This window comes from Pseudoalteromonas lipolytica (genome assembly GCF_003515105.1).
Classification (GTDB): Bacteria; Pseudomonadota; Gammaproteobacteria; order Enterobacterales; family Alteromonadaceae; genus Pseudoalteromonas; species Pseudoalteromonas lipolytica.
On sequence record NZ_CP032091.1, the window covers coordinates 366,834 to 382,429 of the forward strand.

At 39.3% G+C, this 15,596-nt stretch carries 14 protein-coding genes; 6 read left to right on the top strand and 8 right to left on the bottom strand.

Annotated elements, in window-relative coordinates; all coding sequences use genetic code 11:
* Window positions 1–24 precede the first annotated feature (24 nt).
* Window positions 25–888 (bottom strand): S1/P1 nuclease, encoded by an 864-nt coding sequence (locus D0907_RS17935; protein WP_118844959.1) that lies wholly within the window; start codon window positions 886–888, stop codon window positions 25–27.
* 217 nt (window positions 889–1,105) lie between these two features.
* Here D0907_RS17935 and D0907_RS17940 point away from each other — a divergent pair, with 217 nt between their 5' ends.
* A complete protein-coding gene (locus tag D0907_RS17940) occupies window positions 1,106–2,011 on the top strand; it encodes a type 2 periplasmic-binding domain-containing protein (RefSeq protein ID WP_118845280.1) in 906 nt (301 codons plus the stop codon).
* Window positions 1,998–2,945 (top strand): hypothetical protein, encoded by a 948-nt coding sequence (locus D0907_RS17945; RefSeq protein ID WP_244223170.1) that lies wholly within the window; start codon window positions 1,998–2,000, stop codon window positions 2,943–2,945. Before D0907_RS17940 ends, D0907_RS17945 begins: the two co-directional genes overlap by 14 nt.
* A 77-nt stretch (window positions 2,946–3,022) precedes the next feature.
* Here the strand turns inward: D0907_RS17945 and ushA are convergent, their stop codons facing one another.
* Both ushA and D0907_RS17955 read right to left on the bottom strand, forming a co-directional pair.
* Complete coding sequence (gene ushA, locus D0907_RS17950) at window positions 3,023–4,630, bottom strand: bifunctional UDP-sugar hydrolase/5'-nucleotidase UshA (protein WP_074989151.1); 1,608 nt, start codon at window positions 4,628–4,630, stop codon at window positions 3,023–3,025.
* A 75-nt stretch (window positions 4,631–4,705) separates the two neighbouring features.
* A complete protein-coding gene (locus D0907_RS17955) occupies window positions 4,706–4,903 on the bottom strand; it encodes a hypothetical protein (RefSeq protein WP_036972706.1) in 198 nt (65 codons plus the stop codon).
* Between the two features lie 248 nt (window positions 4,904–5,151).
* Between D0907_RS17955 and D0907_RS17960 the strand changes: the two genes are divergently transcribed.
* The gene (locus D0907_RS17960; protein WP_118844960.1) at window positions 5,152–5,892 is read left to right on the top strand and encodes a peptidylprolyl isomerase; all 741 of its coding nucleotides are present in this window, start codon (window positions 5,152–5,154) and stop codon (window positions 5,890–5,892) included.
* Window positions 5,893–5,939: 47 nt separating this feature from the next.
* Here D0907_RS17960 and D0907_RS17965 read toward each other — a convergent pair whose 3' ends face one another.
* Entirely contained in the window at window positions 5,940–6,353 is a 414-nt protein-coding gene (locus D0907_RS17965; RefSeq protein ID WP_036972702.1) for an MAPEG family protein, read from the bottom strand.
* A gap of 168 nt (window positions 6,354–6,521) precedes the next feature.
* Here D0907_RS17965 and D0907_RS17970 point away from each other — a divergent pair, with 168 nt between their 5' ends.
* Window positions 6,522–9,401, top strand: coding sequence for an insulinase family protein (locus D0907_RS17970; protein ID WP_118844961.1), 2,880 nt, complete (start codon window positions 6,522–6,524; stop codon window positions 9,399–9,401).
* A gap of 52 nt (window positions 9,402–9,453) precedes the next feature.
* Here D0907_RS17970 and D0907_RS17975 read toward each other — a convergent pair whose 3' ends face one another.
* Entirely contained in the window at window positions 9,454–10,836 is a 1,383-nt protein-coding gene (locus D0907_RS17975; RefSeq protein WP_118844962.1) for a Na+/H+ antiporter NhaC family protein, read from the bottom strand.
* A 291-nt stretch (window positions 10,837–11,127) separates the two neighbouring features.
* On the opposite strand from D0907_RS17975, the gene D0907_RS17980 reads away from it, so the two are divergent.
* A complete protein-coding gene (locus tag D0907_RS17980) occupies window positions 11,128–11,532 on the top strand; it encodes an NUDIX hydrolase (RefSeq protein ID WP_118844963.1) in 405 nt (134 codons plus the stop codon).
* A 10-nt stretch (window positions 11,533–11,542) separates the two neighbouring features.
* A complete protein-coding gene (locus tag D0907_RS17985; protein ID WP_036972694.1) occupies window positions 11,543–12,034 on the top strand; it encodes a GNAT family N-acetyltransferase in 492 nt (163 codons plus the stop codon).
* Here D0907_RS17985 and D0907_RS17990 read toward each other — a convergent pair.
* Genes D0907_RS17990 through D0907_RS18000 form a run of 3 tightly spaced genes read right to left on the bottom strand, consistent with a single transcriptional unit; the run spans window position 12,017 to window position 15,524 of the window.
* Window positions 12,017–12,634, bottom strand: coding sequence for a PqiC family protein (locus tag D0907_RS17990; protein ID WP_118844964.1), 618 nt, complete (start codon window positions 12,632–12,634; stop codon window positions 12,017–12,019). The genes D0907_RS17985 and D0907_RS17990 overlap by 18 nt on opposite strands.
* Window positions 12,634–14,289: an intermembrane transport protein PqiB gene (gene pqiB, locus D0907_RS17995; RefSeq protein ID WP_036972689.1), complete on the bottom strand. Its 1,656-nt coding sequence runs from the start codon at window positions 14,287–14,289 to the stop codon at window positions 12,634–12,636. Before pqiB ends, D0907_RS17990 begins: the two co-directional genes overlap by 1 nt.
* Window positions 14,286–15,524, bottom strand: coding sequence for a PqiA/YebS family transporter subunit (locus tag D0907_RS18000; protein WP_118844965.1), 1,239 nt, complete (start codon window positions 15,522–15,524; stop codon window positions 14,286–14,288). The genes pqiB and D0907_RS18000 overlap by 4 nt, the downstream gene beginning before the upstream one ends.
* Window positions 15,525–15,596: the final 72 nt, after the last annotated feature.

The window sequence follows — 15,596 nt, forward strand, 5'->3', positions numbered from 1 at the left end:
CCCGTGTTAAAGGTTATGTTTCATTTATAGTTTGCTGTCAGTTGGCATCTTTAGTGCCTTTACTAACGGTTTTGCTGATTTATCAAACAACGAATTTAATAAACCGGCTAATCTGATCCCACCTTGTTGTAGGCGAGTTTTTATAACTGGTACATTTTTATAGATATAACTATAACTTATGTTTGTTTCATTTTCTTTATAGATTGATTTTGCAATATTATGAGATTCTATTAACCAATCGCTTGGAGAGCTTGAGAGGTAATCTGCTATAAGTTCTTCATTTTTTGTGTCTATAAATTGCGCAAATTCACTATAGGACAAGTTTTCGTTTTCAATTAACTTTGTGTCCCATAAGCTATGTAAATTTGTATTCTGACCGAAGAATGTGACAGAAATATTATTTCCGCCGCGGTCTTCGCCTCTACCTGCATGAAAAGGTTGGTGACTATCGCCGACCAAATGAACTAAAAAGCGCAAAGCGAACTGCTTTTCAGCAATAGATGCATTGTCATTTTTTAAGACTGTAATTGAGTATTCAATGCCTTCTAAAATATCTGTAACAGAGTCTTTATTATGGTGTGCGTGTTCATCGTACTTTGGCTTTGCATCGCCTTCATCAAAGTTTATGTAATGCCAGCGTGATGATTTCTTTTGCCAAAATGTTTCAGGTGCTGAGCGCATTTCGTCGGCCCAGGTAGCAATTTGAGGTAATGATTCACCGTCTAATAGGGGAGTTAAAGCCTGGTGAGTGGTGTCGGTAATATGGTTTGCAGCTACTTCACCTACAATACGGTGGCCGTTTTGCCCCCATGCGTGAGAAGGTGAGCTCATTGACATAGATAAAATGCCAGTTGATATGAGCAACATTGTTTTTGTTTTTTGTAACATTGAGTCAGTGTCCGAATAAATGCGTTATTAAGCACGATTCCATAATGTCAATTCTCCTGAATTTCAGCTGAAATAGAAAGGACTCAATAAGATTCATAATTTCTTGTTCATAAATTCATAAAATCAATAGGTTACAATGTTTAAGTAAAGTTACCTATTGCAATGAGTAAGAATAATTGTTCAAATAGAGACAACAGTGCGTTGTTGGCTATTAAAATTGAATTTGAAAACAATACTAATAAAAAAATCATCGATTGTTACATTTTTGTTTCTGTCTCTTATTTTGTTTTTTTGCATCGGAACGATGCAGAGTAAAGCACCGATTTCTGATATTGACGCTTTCATAGAAACTTCGTATCAATGTGCAACAAAGTCAGATCTTAATCTTAATGAACTTGTTGTTTATTCATCAGGTAAAGTGCTTGCTGAGGACGTTGCGAAAGTACTGTGTAGTGATGACACTATTAGTAAGCAATATGGAACGGTTACTTCTTACTGGGGCTATAAAACCTCAGACACAATCGAGTTTTTAGGTAAAGGAATTGCTGACCTTATTCTCGCTAAAGAGAATCTTATAAATGCGTTTATGGCAGAATCGACCTATAACTACCAAGCTGTAGTTGGGTTTCCAAATTACACCGCTTATTTAATTTCAAGTACTGAAAAACCACGTGTAGAAAAAAGTTACTTTCTTGATAAACGTATTGGCCTGTTAGATTATCCGACAAGTCGTTCTGGTCATATACTACCGAAGCAATTATTCAAAAAGTTAGATATTAACCTTGAGAATTTAAACATTGTTTATGCCAGCTCTCATTCTGAACTGAGAGAATTACTTGCCAGTGGTCAGGTCGATTTGATTTCTTCATATTGGCAAGATTCGGATCAAGCAAAGTTTTCCGCAAATTATATTACCCCGATTAGCGATAATATTAGTGGTAGTCGCTGGTACTTAAAAATGGAAAATGAAAATACTGATCTACTTTGTGCTGTGCAATTACGCTTAACAGAATTAGCGCGCAGCCAGAATTCACACTACTTTAATCATGTAGAATCATTTTGGGAATGTGATGCTGAAAAGCAAATAAAACGCAGTACAGGGGAAAACAATGCTGCCAACTAGAGTAAAGTTTGCTTATGCAGTGGTTTTCTGTGTCGCAAGTATTATGATGTTTGCGAGTTATATTTCTGCAAAATATAGTGATAACCGTGCGAATAATGCGTTAACAATCGTTAAAATAGAAAATCGGATTGCACTTGACCTGAACTACTTAAATTTACCCGATGACTTTCTTAAACATTCGGGTAGTAAAGACATGGTGCTTAATTATATTGAACAGTTAAATAGCCAGTTATCTGCCTCTGATGTGTTTGTTTACTCTATTGAGGGAATTTCAGAATACCCTGCGCGTGCAGATTTGATTGTGAAACAATTGCATACACCACAAAAATCTCTCAGTGTTAGTTTTGTCGTAGACTCCTCAATATTTGAAAAAAATGACATTCTTGTATTGATTTTAGTTTTTGGATTTGCAGGATTGTTTACCTATTTACTCTTTTTGAGTGAGCGCACTAAGATAAAAATTGCGAAACATACCCCTGATGTTGAAAAACATACTCAATTGCAACCAAAACTGATTGTTGACCTTAAAAGTAAAACATTGTCAGCAAATTGCGACAAAGAAAAAACCGTTGCTTTAGCGAATAAGCCGCTGTGTTTTTATTTGGCCCTAGTTGAGTTTTGTGTTGAAAACCCAGACGTCATACTTAATCAAAATAAAGATGTTCCCGAAGAGTTGTTAGCACTGGCTAATAAGTATTTTTACCGGTTAGTAGAACTTGGTCACACCATACGCAAACGACCAAATTTCACGAATAGTTTAGAAAAAACATTAAGTGAAATACGCGCGGCCCTTGATGAGGTTTGGCAGGAACTCCCAGAAATTAAAGACACCTATTATCCACCTAAAGCACATGGGGAAGGGTCTCGCTCTCGTCTACACCATTATGGTTTAAAGGGCATTACGCTAGATGACATTGAAGTCATTGGAAAATAACAACCACAAAGTAGCTTATAAGAAATAAAAAAGGGAAGTGCATGTTACTGACTTCCCTTGCTTTATTTACTTTGCCCCTAATTAGGCGCGTAATCAGCCGCTTTTAGAGGACTGTTCTGTTCGAAGTAACGTTTCAATGCCTGTGCATCGGTATCATCAGTACTAACGAATCCGGCTTTTTTGGTAAGCGTTGGATAACCATCACCGCCTGAGGCATTGTAGCTATTGATACTCATACGGTAGGTTTTAGTCATTTCAATTGGCGCACCATTAATTTTAACATCGGATAGCTGATTGTTTTCGCGTTTAAAACTAAGCTTATGATATTGTAAATACGCACCTGAGTCGGGCGGGAATGATGTCACAACGTCAAGGTAATCAAACAGGTCTTTACCTGTTATATCAATGTACGTAATTCTATTTTTAAACGGGTGTACTTTTAAAATATCTTTGTAGCTTACATCACCTGCGTGAATACTATCTCGGATACCACCGCCACTAATTATGCCAAAGTCAGCTCCGACAGATTGCATTTGTGCTGCAATAATCACGCGAGCTAGGTTTACTTGTTGATAACGCACTTTATTACGATCTCCTTCTAGCTTGCTATCAACTTCACCTATTTTCCCTGCAATTTGGGCTGCGCCTTTTTCTTGGTATACAGCAAGCATGTTTTTGAGTGACTTATCGGGCTCTATATAATCACCTGCTAGCTGTTTTTTACCCTCTTTATTTTCAACATATAAGTTAACAGGAATAAGTGAATAGTTAAGGAGAGTCAATTCGTCACCTTCTAGTTTAAACTCGGCTTTACCAACATATTTACCCCATTCATGGGCTTGCATAATCCATGTCCCATTTTGTTGGTCTGGTTTACAAGCCTTTCCTGGTGCAAAATTAACATCTGCGACATTCTCTTCTGACATACACACAGGCTCTTGAGAGTGGCCGCCTACGATAATATCAATCATACCCTTCGGTAAATTGCGCGCCATTGTCACGTCGCCGGGTGCATTAATACCATAGTTTGCATCGACATAATGGCCCATATGCGTAACAGCAATTGTAATATCGGGATTATATTGCGCCTCTATTTTAGGGGCTAAGCGGGTTGTCACAGTGACCGGATCTTGAAAATCTAGGCCGCCAATGTATTGCGGATTACCAATCTTTGCCGTATCCGTGGTTGTTAAACCAATGACGGCTATTTTAAGGCCATTTTTTTCGAATACTTCGTAAGCCTGATAGGCCGTTTTTCCGGTTTCTTTATCAAAAATATTGGCAGATAAGAATGGAAAGTTTGACCACTGTTGCTGTTTATCTAAAACAGCTAATGGGTTATCAAACTCATGGTTTCCAATTGCCATTGCATCATAACCAATTGCAGACATTCCTTTAAAATCTGGTTCAGCGTGCTGTAAGTCAGATTCAGGAATACCAGTATTAATATCGCCACCAGACAATAATAATACGGCGTGTCCATTGTTGACTGCTTCTGCTTTTAATCGATCAATAAGGGTCTTACGAGCAGCCATACCGTATTCACCTTGTTCATTGTGCCAAAAACGGCCATGGTTATCGTTCGTGTGGAGAAGTGTAAGGTATTGAACACTATCAGTATGATTTGAAGAGCTACTACATGCAGTGAGTGTGACAAGTAGTGAAGATAAAATAAAAAAGCGCATAATATGTTGCCTGATAAAAGCATGAGGTTAATTATGCGCTTAGTTTAAACGACTGAGGTTTAAATTAAATGACTTTTATACGTTTTTATTGCTCATTTGTGTATTTAATTGTCCCGTCGCCGCTAATTGTCTACGTTGTAACTCTTGTTCAGCATAATGGGATTTTTGGTGGTTATTACCAACCATCCAGTTAAGGAAGCTTGCTGGGAGCTTATTGTATGGCTCACCTTGGTGTAAGCCAAAATCGCAGATTGCGGTTTCTTCATTAGCCATAGTGGTGTTCCTATGTGTTCATTGTTGTCGTGTAGATACTAACAAACTCAGTGTATTTGATAAGACGATTTTGCTTTTAAAAGCAATTTTTATATAACTAAAATGAATACGCGATGTAAATAAGTGTAACTAAGTTGTGATTGATTTGATGTGTTTTGTGTAACTGTTTGGTCTGCTATTTTACGACAGCTGTTTTTTGTTTAGTCTCTTGGCAGTTTTATAATAAAAATTATCAGGAATGATTAATAATGAAAAAGCACTTGGTATCTTCATTGTTATTTGCTGCGTGTTTCCAAGCAAATGCAACGGTTGTAGAAATGCAAACCGATCACGGCACTATTACTATCAACTTATATGATCAACAAACACCGGTAACAGTTGAAAACTTCTTAAGCTACGTTGGCGATGGCGCGTATGATGGCAGTGTTATTCATCGCTCTGTAGATAACTTTGTTTTGCAAGGCGGTGGCTTTAGTTATGATACTGATTTTAAAGAGATTGAAACGAAGCCTGCAATAAAAAACGAACCTGAGTTATCAAATGTGAAAGGCACAATAGCGATGGCCAAACAAGGCGGCAATGCGAATAGTGCAACAAGCCAATGGTTTTTTAACTTAAAAGATAACAGCGCGAATTTAGACGTACAAAATGGTGGTTTTACTGTGTTCGGTGAAATTACAGCAGATAGCCAACAGGCAATTGATGCAATTACGTCTTTGGTCCATTGTGGTGAAATTCCCGTTGTAGGCCTTAATAAAGATCAGTGTCCTGATACGACATCGGGTTTTAATGCTGAGGACTTAGTGACGATTAACAGTGTTATTATCGTAAATGACGACCCTAACTCATCTGCATCGCTGCAACCTAAAGAAAACACCTTAATTGAGAATGTTGATTCTGGGGATGGGACCAGTGGCGGAAGTTCAGGGAGCATGGCATGGCTACTATCTCTTCTTGCCTTTGCTGGCGTGAGTCGCTTTAAAAAATAAACACTTATTTCGGTAAGGCGTTTAATTCGCCTTACCGAGTATGGACGCTAAAAAACGCGAGTTAAAATGACCACCCACATAGATAGCATAACTAAACTGCTAATAACAAAACTGTAATAACGCACTTTTAACGTATTTGATGTTAAATGAATATAACTGTGCAAAACACGCAGCAAAACATAAACCCACGCTAATGCCACAAACATATAACCTACCGCATTTAACTGTAAGGCTGTTAAACAGGCAATAAAGAACAACACAGGCATTTCGAATTGATTAATAAAATTTCGATCTGCGACACGCACATCTGAGCCGGCTTTTTCGAGCTCCATGGTAAGAAAATCTTTCATTTCAATTGTTTTTTGCTTTGCAGCACGAAAACGGCGTTTACCCATTATGAACATAATAATGAACGTAAGTAAGACCTGCGTGAACATTGCTACAATTAGCCACTTTTCCATAGTTCATCCTTTGTTATAGTTATAGTTGTAAAGTTTAAGTCGTTAGTCCTGCTTTTTTCACAATGTGTTACAAACTTTTAGGGTTGTTACGCTAAAAAGCATTGAATTGCGACCTATGAAAACTCATGATAAATAATAATTAATGTAATATCTAATGGATACAATAAAATGACAAAAATAATAGGGCTTAGTGCGATTGCATTTGCAGTATTAGCAGGCTGTTCTTCTACTTCTACACCACCGAGTGTTAATACCAGCCTGATCCCAGACTCGTTGGTTGTTAGCCCAAACGATAGCCGTGAATACAAAACACTTAAATTAGACAACGAAATAGATGTTATTTTAATTTCAGATCCCAGTGTTGAAAAATCAGCGGCAGCCTTAAGTGTGGGTGTTGGTCTTTTGCATGACCCTATGTCACAACAGGGGATGGCACATTATTTAGAGCACATGCTATTTTTAGGAACCGATCGTTACCCGGATACTAAAGGGTACAGTGACTTTATGACTAAAAACGGTGGGGCACATAATGCTTATACGTGGTTAGATATTACCAACTACATGTTTAAAGTGAATAATGATGCATACGATGAAGCATTAGATCGTTTTGCAGATTTCTTTAAATCACCCAAGCTATATCCTGAATACACCGATAAAGAAAAAAATGCAGTAAATGCGGAATGGTCAATGCGCCGCGAAATGGATTTTTTTGGGCAATTTAAGTTAGCGCGTAAAATGATGGGTTCACACCCAGCTAATCGTTTCTTAATCGGAAACCTTGAAACTTTAGGGGATAAAGAAGGCAGTAACTTACATCAGCAAACAGTTGAGTTTTATAATAAGTACTACTCATCTAACATCATGAAAGTTGCAATGATTTCTAATCGTCCGCTTGCTGAAATGGAAGCTAAAGCTAAGCAATATTTTGCAGACATTGAAAACAAAAATATAGAGAAACCCACTGTCACAGCTAAGTTAGACTTTGACCAAGCCGGTGGCAAACGCGTTTATTACTCGCCAAATGAAGATGTTAAGCAACTTCAGTTAGAGTTTACGATTGCTGATAACAGTAATCAGTTTGCCGTTAAGCCAAACCGTTTTGTTTCTTACCTGCTGAGTAATGAAATGCAAGGTAGCCCCGCTCAGATTCTACGAGATAAAGGTTGGGTTTCTCAATTAACAGCGTCTGCTGCTCCGACACAATATGGTAACTATGGCAGTCTAACTGTGAACGTTGAGCTGACAGATGCAGGCATGCAAAACCGCGAGGAAATTGTCGCTACCATCATGCAATACATTGCATTGATAAAAGAGCAGGGTGTTGATAGTAAATACTTTAATGAGATCCGCACTTCTTTAAACAATGAATTTCAGTTTTTAGAAAAAGGCGATGAGTTTGGTTATGTAAGTAATCTAACTGATAGCATGCAAAAGTTCCCTGTTAATAATGCAATTAATGCACCTTATTACTACGCTCAATTTGATGCTGAAGCCGTGCAGAATGTGCTGTCTCAACTCAATGAAGATACTTTGCGTATTTGGTATATATCTAAGCAAGAAGAAACAGACTCACAGTTACACTTCTATGATGGTAAATACCGTATTGAAGATATTAGTGAAGATGAAATTAAACGTTGGAGTCAACCAAGTGAATTTGCACTTGCCTTACCAACCGTCAATCGCTTATTACCCGAAAGTTTTGCTATTAAAACGGGTGAATTTAAGCAGCAAGATCATCCTAAACTCGTGTTTGATAAGCAAGGCGTAAAAGTATGGCGTCAAGCAAGTCAGCAATTTACTGAGCAACCTAAAGGCTTAGTCGAAGTTTATATCAATACACCCGATGCATTAGTTGACGCAAAATCACAGGTTCTCTACTCAATTTGGGCTGATGTCTATAATTTACAACAAAGTAAACTAAGTACTGAAGCTGCTGTTGCGGGGATGAGCCTTGGCTTACAGCCAAGTAATGGATTGATTTTATCACTCAGTGGCTTTACCGATAAGCAAGACGTTTTACTCGCACAAGCGTTAGAAAATCTGCAATTAGACGTGTCTCAAGAAGGGTTTGCACAAGCGATTGACCGCTTTAAGCGCGATTTATTAAACCAGCAAAAGCAATTTCCGTTTTATCAAGCTTTTGGTGAGTATTCTAAATTAATTCGCAGTGGTAAGTTTGATACTGAGACATTAATTGCCGCAGCAGATGAACTCACTTTGGCTGACTTTGAAAGTATTAAACAATCAACCCTAGCAGCTAATGACTTACGTGTATTCTCATTCGGTAATTATAATCAAAAAGATGTTGAGTCAATTGCAAATAAATTGATAGCCATTTTACCAAAGGGTCATAAAACGACGGAGTTTGCGCGCAGCAAAGCGTGGTTACCACAAGAAGGTGAGCGCATAGTATTACAAAAAGATATTGATGTAGCTGATGTTGCGATCATCGATATGGTCGTTCATCCAACGCCGGGTTATAAACAAAAAGCACAAGCACAAGTGTTGCAAAACCACTTCAGAACTGTTGCTTTTGATAAACTGCGCACCGAAGAGCAATTAGCTTATGCGGTGGGTGCATTGGCTCGACCTATTGAAGATTACTCTGCGCTTGGTTTGTACATTCAAACACCTGTTAAAGGGCCAAAAGAGATGCAAACGCGTTTTGATGAGTTTAAAAAACAATACGCGGTAGAGCTTGATAGCATGACAGAAGAGACATTTGCTCAGCTTAAAAATGCCACCCTCGTGTCGCTAAAAGAGCAACCAAAGAATCTCAGTGATGAAATGTCGCCACTTATTAACGATTGGTACCGTGAAAACTTTAACTTTGATTCAAAAGAGCAGTTAATTGCTGAAGTTGAAAAAGTGACGTTGGCTGACTTGAAAGACTATTACAAGCAAACCATGTTAAATGATAAGGCGCCGCGTTTAAGCGTGCAAATGCGTGGTAGTAAGTTTGCAGACAAACCATTCGCCGACTTCGAAAATCAAACTAAAGTGACTAATCTAGAAACCTATTACAAAGGAATTAAATTTCAAAAGTAAGTTTTCTGGTTGTCATTACAAAAGCCCAAGCATTTGCTTGGGCTTTGTAATTTTAGGCAACGAGTAAGAACCCGATAAAGGCTGCCGTTGCTGCTATAAGGGTATACGGTAATTGTGTGACAGCATGGCTGACTAAATCGCAACCCGAGCCTTGTGCTGCTAGTACAGTGGAGTCAGAGTAAAAACATGCTTGGCTGCCAAATGACGAAGCCGACAGTAATGCCCCAATCACCAATGGAATATTGGCGTCAATTGCGTATGCTAATGGCATAACTATAGGGATTGTCACTGCAAATATTCCCCAGCTAGATCCCGTGGCAAAGGCAAGTACAGCCATTGCTAAAAAGACCACCGCAGGTAGATATTGTGCTGTCATATAGGGGCTTAAAGTATTTATCACATACTGTGGAAGCATAAGCTGGTCACAAACATCTTTAAATATAAATGCCGCCACGACTGTGCCGATAGCTGGGATCATGCTTTTAAAACCATCAAGCATTCGCTCAATAAGCTCCCCTAATGACATAAGTTTTTGCAACATATAAAACGGTAGTACCACAGCAAACGTTGCCAGCAACCCTTTGAATACATCGATATCAAAGTACACGGTAAAAGCAACTAGCAAGATGATAGGGACCAAGAAATTATACAATTTGCCGTTAGTAGCCGCTGTTTCGAAGTTTTCTTCAGCTGCCTTTACTGCGTATTCATCCGCAGTATGAACGTCGTTATATTGGTTGCTCGACACGGCTATTTCGTTGTGCATGGCACGACTTTGTGCTTTTTTCATTGGCCCAAATGCAGGGATCACATTTAAGCTAACGAGCAATACGACAATAACGGCAAACCAAGCGTAAAACATATACGGAATCGCTTGGATATACACGGCAATGCCTTGGCCTTCAGCGGCAACATTGTTGTCGACTAGAAGCCCACCAAAAAACACGGCCCATGTTGATAATGGCACAAGTACGCAGATAGGGGCTGCTGTCGAGTCAACGACATACGCGAGCATTTCACGACTGATTTTAAATTTATCAGTAATGCGTTTCATTGTCTCGCCAACAGTCAGCGCATTTAGGTAATCATCAATAAATATAATTACACCCAAAGCAAACGTCATAAGTAAAGAAGAGCGTTGTCCTCTTGCAAACTTAAGTGCTAACTCGGCAAAGGCAGTTGCCCCTCCGGTCCTGACTAACAAAGCGATTAATGCACCAAAGCCACCACAGACTAAAATAAGCCAAGCGATAGTTTCATCTTGCATCACCTTAAGAGAAATATCAGCAAAGTTTGCTAATATAGCGGTAGGTCCCAACATGGCTAAACCAAAGAGGGCACCTATAAGTAAAGATAAAATAGGGCGGCGTAAAAATACGGCCAAAACCACCACCAATATTGGCGGTAGTAAACTTAACGCAGAAGGTTCTTGCATTATAATTTTCACACAGTTAAGCAAAAGTCTTTTGCTTACATAAATCAAAAGTTGTTTTTTCAACTCATGTCACTGCTTTACGCGAACACACTTTAAGGCCGCTTTACGGTAAGTGCCTGCGTTGGCTGGCGCCAGACAGTATAGAGGATATACTGCTATTGTTTTGCCCAAAACATCGCGTGAAAAATAATCCTGAATTTTAATTTAGTCAATAAGAATTTTTATCTTATCTTAATTAATTTAAGCAGTGTATTCATGTTAGGCTTAAGTAAAATTTAACGAAGGGTTTTTATGGCTTTTTCAGATACATACAGGTTAAGTAGTCATGCTGTGATCACGAATGATCAGGGCCAAGTATTATTACTTAAAGCAGACTATGGGCAAAAAAGTTGGGGATTACCGGGCGGTGCCTTAGACCAAGGTGAAACAATACATCAGGCTTTAGTGCGTGAATGTAAAGAAGAGCTCAACTGCGACATTCAAATTGGCTATCTGAGTGGGGTTTATTACCACACTGCATTTAACTCTCACGCATTTATATTTCGTGCCTATTTACCTGAAAATGCGGAAATTATGCTCAGTAACGAACATACAGAATATGATTATTTTGATATAGACGCCTTGTCGACCGTTCAGAAAGAGCGTGTTCTGGATTGTTTAAATTTTACATCAGATGTAGTCAGTAAAGTATTTTAAGGGAACTTAAATGTTTGATATCCATTTACGTGCTGGGCAACCGGGTGACGAGCAATTTATTCTCAGTCTTTTAAATCAACCCTCTTTTATCAAATACATCGGTGATAAGCAGATTAAAACGTTGGCACAAGCACAGCATTATATTCAACAGACCTTTATTAACAGCCACCAGCAGTTCGGTTTTGGCAGTTATGTTGTTTGTTTAGCGGATGGCACAGCGATAGGAATGGTGGGCTTGTTTCAGCGTGACGCACTGGCTATTCCAGATTTAGGGTTTGCTTTGTTAGCTGAGTATGAAGGGCAGGGAATTACCACCCGTGCGGCTGGTTTATTGTTAGCAAAAACGCACGTTAAGGCACTTGGAGTATTGGTGGCAATTACGTCACAAACAAATAGTGCATCGCAAAAAGTACTACAAAAACTCGGATTTGAGCAGGTGGGTGATGTCATTATTAATGACGATCACCAACCACTCACTTTACTTTTAAAGAGCAAGCTTTGAGAGTTCATCGCCTACTTGTTGATTCACTTTAAGCCACGTCGTCTCAAGTGTTGCAACGAGCCCTTCATAATCATTATCGTGTAAAGGTGTTAGCTCGTTAAAGTAGTTAACAGCCTTTATTTTTCGACCAGTCTCTGGTGTTGTGTAATATAAACGCCAAAGACCTGCGATATTTGCGTTACCTTTTTCGTCGCCATTAAAGTGATGGAGTTCGTATTCAAGCTCGTAGTAACGTTGTTGATCGACATCGGTAATAACCGGTAATCCTTTTATTACCATCCAGTTTGTCAGCTGTGTGTATAGTTGCTGATGCGCACTGGCTGTCAGCATTAAGTCAGGCGATTCACTCCACAGGTGATAATTTGCTGCGTTAACACGGTTATTATCGAGAACCATTGCAATACCGCGATTATTCAGTGCGCCTCGCAATTGAACAGTATTAACTCTTAGCTGAACGTGTGTATTGTCACTCGAACGCTTCATAGCCACGATTGGCTGCGAAAACTGATAATACTCGATGGTTGAGAATGACGTTTGGCTACAACCAACTAACAGTAATGCTGCGCCTAAACTAAATAAAGCGAGATGTTTATTGTTCATTATTGTTTCCTCGGAGTGGGATCAGCTGGCAGTTCTTTATCAAAAATCAGCATGTTAGGCTGTTGATTCAAACCTCGGGTAAGTGGCTGTAGCTCTTCACTTAAGCGCTTAAATTCTGACAAGGTTGTTTGTAATTGCTGGTGGAATGTTGAGCCTTGCTCATAACTTGCCATTGTTTTTTCGAACTGTTTCATGGTTTTATCAAATTGCTGCATGCTCTTGGTCATTTCAGCAAAGTTTCGATTAATATCACCGGGTAAATCTTGGGTATCTTGTTTATTAAGAAGATCCCGCATGTCATGAGCGAGCGCTTGGTATTCTGAAAAGGTCTCTTGCATTTGCGCTAAACTGTCTTCAATTTTTAAATTATTCACTTTATTAAGCACATCAGACACTTGGTCTGCAAGCACCGTGATACCACTCGATACACTCGGGAAAACAGTATACTCAGCAATCGTTGTGAGTTCTGCAGGCTTCGCGTTGTCGTAAATATCAAGATCAACGTACACCGCACCCGTTAGTAAGTTGCCTGGTTTTAAGGAGGCGCGCAGACCATTTTTAATCCAGCCGTTGAGACTTGAATGCCAAAACTCTCGTGCCGCTGCACTGTCATGATAAAGCCGCCCGTATTCAATTTTTATGAGCGCAGGAACGGCTGTGTTATCGGTTCGAAAGTGTGCAGGTTTACCATTTATGATGACACTGGCGGGTGCCTCAACCACACTGCCTATCCGCATTCCTCTGTATTCAACGGGAGCGCCGGCTCTCAGGCCTCGAATTGATTGCTCAAAGTCTATTAAGTAGTAATCAAAATCATAAAAACGCTCTTCTAAAGCGGCTTTATAGCTATCACTTAACGAGAAGCTATGCCCATTGCTGGCTACTTCACCGGGGGCTTGCTGCTCTGGTCTACCGACAGAGATACCGCCTTTAAGCAGTTTACTTAAAGAGCCGGTGTTAACATTTATACCATCGGCAGAAAGATCAATTTCAATGCCTGAGTTAACCCAAAAAATGGAGTTGAGTGTTATTAAGTTCTGGTACGGTTCGTTAATAAAAATACCGTATTTCATTGCCTGATTTTTCCAGTCAAATGTGGCTGTTTCTATTTGACCTATTTTATAATCTTTAAAATAGATGCCCGTACTCACATCAAGCACTTCAGCGTTGTAGCTCAGTAAAGTAAAACGTCCGCCTTTGACATCTTTGCCAATTAATGCCGGTTCTTCTTGTAACTCAAATTTTTCAGTGAGTTTTTTACTTTCGCCAGGAGAGAATTCTAAGTAAACGCCAGAAAGTAGCGTGCTCATGCCGCTGATACCCGTATCATCAATGCGCGGCTTTACAACCCAAATTTTGGCATCTTCGGTGAGTAAGTCTTCGTAATGTTTATCTATTTGAGCGCGAGCAATAACACTGTTCTGTTTGTCTGAGAGTCTAACATGATCGATTTGGCCTATTTTTACACTGCGAACTTTAATCTCTGTTTTACCAGCTACAATCCCCTCCGCATGGGGCATTTTAATAAAGACGGTTGTCCCTTTATTTACTTGATATTGATATAACATCCATGCACCAATTAGCAAGGCAATAACGGGAATGATCCAAATTGCCGATATATTGGGCGCTGTTTTTATTTTAGCGGTTTCGCTCATACCAAGGTCTCTTGTTTCGCTGTTTTTAAGTTTTCAGGGTTATCCCACAATAGTCGTGGATCAAATGCATGGGCTGCTAACATTTGGCAGATCACCATGGTTGTAAAAAAGACGGTGCCGATACCGGGTGTCACTGACATTAAGTTTCCTAGTTGTACTAAGGCTACTAAAATAGCGACAACAAATACATCTATCATTGACCATTTACCAATAAACTCAGTTAATTGATAAATTCGAGTGTAACTTTTTGTTTGCCTATTCGCTGGCCGTGCCACCATAAAACATAAAAAACTCATTACCAATGCTTTAGCCAAAGGCACGACTACACTGGCTAAAAATATAATCATTGCAATAGGGTAGGAGCCACTGTTCCATAAAATCATCACACCGCCAATTAATGTCGACGGGGTTTCATCACCTAGGCTCGTTGTGTACATAATGGGAAAAATATTGGCAGGAATATAACACGCGATAGACGTTATTAACCAAGCTGCCGCTTTTTGAACACTATACGGGTTACGAGTGAAGGTTTTAGATTCACAACGCACGCAAATATCTGTGTCTCCTAACTGGCCACAAACATGGCATGCACGCAAGCCTTGATCGATGGCCCTGGTGTTAGGCTTTGTTTGTTTGATGTAAACTGGGGGTTTGATTTGTTGCCATAAAGCGTGCTTGTTGAGCTTTGCTGTCGCACTTACATAGCAGATAACAAAGGCGGCATACGAGTAAAAGCTGACACCAAATTCAATATCAGCCATCGACATTATTTTAACCATACTGACCATGACACCAATTAAGAAAATTTCAGACATGATCCAAGGTTCTAAAGCAAAGGTCATTTTTAACAGTCGTTTACCCCATAAATAGGGCAATGCCTTTAGTAACCCTAAGTGCAGAGGAATAATCAGTAAAAGTAAAAACATCGGTAAGCCGATGATGCTTACATCGATAAAGAGGCCTAGAAAGTCACTGTCGTAATTAAATAATATTCGCGCAGCATCAGGCAGCGTAATTGTTTGCGTTATGCCACTGCTGGTAAATGATAAGAATGGGTAAAACATACTACTTAATAGCATCACAATGGCGCTTAAGCTCAGTGCAACAATGTGGCTATCTTGATTTGCTTGTGAAGATAACAGCTTTGTATTGCAATGCGGGCAGACTGCTAATTGTTTTGCTTTAAGGTCTGGGATCTCAATGACATGATCACAACTTGGGCATGCTGTTTGCAAACTAAGGGTCTCTTAAACAAGAACTTAGTTAATTCTGCATCAATTAAGGCTTAAATACAAATGCAGAATTGT